Annotated in this window: 2 protein-coding genes and 1 pseudogene; all 3 read left to right on the top strand. The window is 62.3% G+C overall.

All coding sequences use genetic code 11. The annotated features are described in order from the left end of the window. Nucleotides 1–277: pseudogene (locus AAC083_RS23215) on the top strand (tRNA glutamyl-Q(34) synthetase GluQRS); the annotation flags it as partial. A 134-nt stretch (nucleotides 278–411) separates the two neighbouring features. Next, nucleotides 412–1,887 carry a polynucleotide adenylyltransferase PcnB gene (gene pcnB / locus AAC083_RS15650; protein ID WP_042038517.1) on the top strand — a complete coding sequence of 492 codons (1,476 nt, stop codon included), beginning with the start codon at nucleotides 412–414 and terminating at the stop codon, nucleotides 1,885–1,887. 11 nt (nucleotides 1,888–1,898) lie between these two features. Further along, a complete protein-coding gene (folK, locus tag AAC083_RS15645) occupies nucleotides 1,899–2,405 on the top strand; it encodes a 2-amino-4-hydroxy-6-hydroxymethyldihydropteridine diphosphokinase (protein WP_042038516.1) in 507 nt (168 codons plus the stop codon). The last annotated feature ends 29 nt before the right edge of the window (nucleotides 2,406–2,434 follow it).

Below are 2,434 nucleotides of genomic sequence, written 5' to 3'. Positions count from 1 at the left end.
CCCCGCCTGGGTGCACCTGCCACTGGCGGTGCTGGCAGATGGCCACAAGTTGTCGAAGCAGAACCATGCGCCGGCACTGGCGCTGGACGAGGTCAGGCCGGCCCTGTGGCAGGCGCTGCACTTTCTCGGTCAATGCCCGCCCCCCGAGCTGATGGCGAGCCGCATTGACGAGATCATCGGCTGGGGCATTACCCACTGGCGGCTCGACCGGGTTCCAGCCAGAGAGAAGATCAGCCTGGCACAGGGAGCACCTGACTTTGCATTGGGTCAGACCTGAGCGCACTGACATGAACAACACTATTTTTTGTTTAGCCAAGCCTGAACTTTTTGAATGAACCACATCGTTTTTCATTTAGTCAGGCCTGAGCTATGATAGGCCGCTATTTTTTGGCCTCCCGTCAATTTGAAGTCATGAAGAGGTGTACCATTTTTTCCCAGATCGCAAACTTTTGCCGCAAGGTGCTCGGCAAGGAAGACGGCGAGCAGTCGGTGGAGTCTCCCATCCCAGCCCACGTAACCGGGCAACGCCGTACCTTAAGCCGTGACCAGCACCCCATCTCGCGCAAAGAGATCAGCGAGAATGCGCTCAAGGTGCTCTATCGCCTGAACAAGGGGGGCTATGATGCCTACCTGGTCGGCGGGGGTGTCCGGGATCTGCTGCTCGGGAGGACGCCAAAGGATTTCGACATCGCGACCAACGCGACGCCGGAGCAGATCAAGGCGCTGTTCAGCAACTGCCGCCTGATTGGCCGCCGCTTCCGCTTGGCCCACATCGTCTTTGGTCGTGACGTGATCGAAGTGGCCACCTTCCGGGGTCACCACCATCAGGTCAATACCAGCAAGCATGTGTCGGCCCAGTCTGATGAAGGCATGCTGCTGCGCGACAACGTCTACGGCACCATTGAAGAGGATGCAGAGCGTCGCGATTTCACCGTCAACGCCCTCTACTACAGCGCCAGAGATTTCACCCTGCACGATTTCGAGGGCGGCATAGAGGATCTCGCCCAGCGCAAGCTGGAGCTGATCGGCGATCCCGAGACCCGCTATCGTGAGGATCCGGTGCGCATGCTGCGCGCCGTGCGTTTCGCCGCCAAGCTGGACATGACCATAAGCCCACGCAGTGCCACCCCCATCAAGGAGCTGGCATCACTGCTGCAGGATATCCCCGCCGCCCGCCTGTTTGAGGAGACCCTCAAGCTGTTCCTGGCTGGCGATGGCCTGGCGACCTACAAGCTGATGCGCGAATACGGGTTGTTCCAGCCGCTGTTCCCGCAGGTAGCCGCCCTGTTCACTCCCCACGGCACCTCGCCGTTCGAGCAGTTCATCGAACTGGCGCTGCTCGATACCGACACCCGGGTGCGCGCAGACAAGCGGGTCACCCCGGCCTTCCTCTACGCCACCCTGCTGTGGGGCTGTGTCGAAGCCCGCGCCCGCGTGCTGGAAAATGAGAGCGGTCTGCCCTGGCACGACGCCTTCATGCTGGCCATCAACGAGGTGCTGGACAACCAGGTGCGGATCATCGCCGTACCGCGCCGTTTCACCACCGATGTCCGCGACATCTGGGCCCTGCAACAGCGACTGACCCGCCGTCAGGGTCGTCACCCCGAGCGGGCCATGGAACACCCGAAATTCCGTGCGGCCTACGACTTCCTGTTGCTGCGTAACCGGGTCGAACGCGGCCTCGGCGAACTCGCCAGCTGGTGGGAACGCTATGTAGAGTCCAATCCGGATGTACGCCCGCAACTGCAACGGGAAGCGACCCGCCGCCCTGCGAGCGGCGAGCATGCCCAAGCCGGTGAACCCCGTAGCGGTGACGGCGAGAAACGTGATAGCAACAGCCGCAGCCGCCGTCGCCCGCGCCGTCGCAAACCGAAAGCGGCGCAGTGACCACCAGCGTCATGACGGAGGTCTTCGTTGCCATCGGCTCCAATCTGGCTGACCCCTTGGGTCAGGCTCGCCGCGCCGTCGTCGCACTGGCGGCGCTGCCGGAGTCCCGGTTGCAGCAGGCCTCCTCGTTTTACAGCAGTCGCCCCATGGGCCCTGCGGATCAGCCGGACTACGTCAATGCCGTGGTGCGGCTGAATACCCGGCTCGGCCCTCTGGCCTTGCTGGATCAACTGCAAAAAATCGAGCTGGAACAGGGACGTGTGCGCAAGGATGAGCGTTGGGGGCCCAGAACCCTGGATCTCGATCTGCTGCTCTATGGCGATCGGATCATCAGGCATGAGCGCCTCGTCGTTCCCCATTACGGCATGAAGGAGCGGGCGTTCGTACTGCTGCCCCTTGCCGAGATTGCGCCCGCTCTGGTGCTGCCCTGCGGTACCCCGCTCGCACAACTGGTTGCCCGCTGCCCGCACAATGATCTTGCCATCATTGCCCCCGGTGCAGACATAGGGGAACCCTGATGAGCAGAGCCATCGACGCCCTTGTGATC

This window comes from Aeromonas sp. HMWF014 (genome assembly GCF_963878295.1).
In the GTDB taxonomy this organism is placed as follows: Bacteria; Pseudomonadota; Gammaproteobacteria; order Enterobacterales; family Aeromonadaceae; genus Aeromonas; species Aeromonas popoffii.
This window is presented reverse-complemented; position numbering and strand designations above follow the sequence as displayed.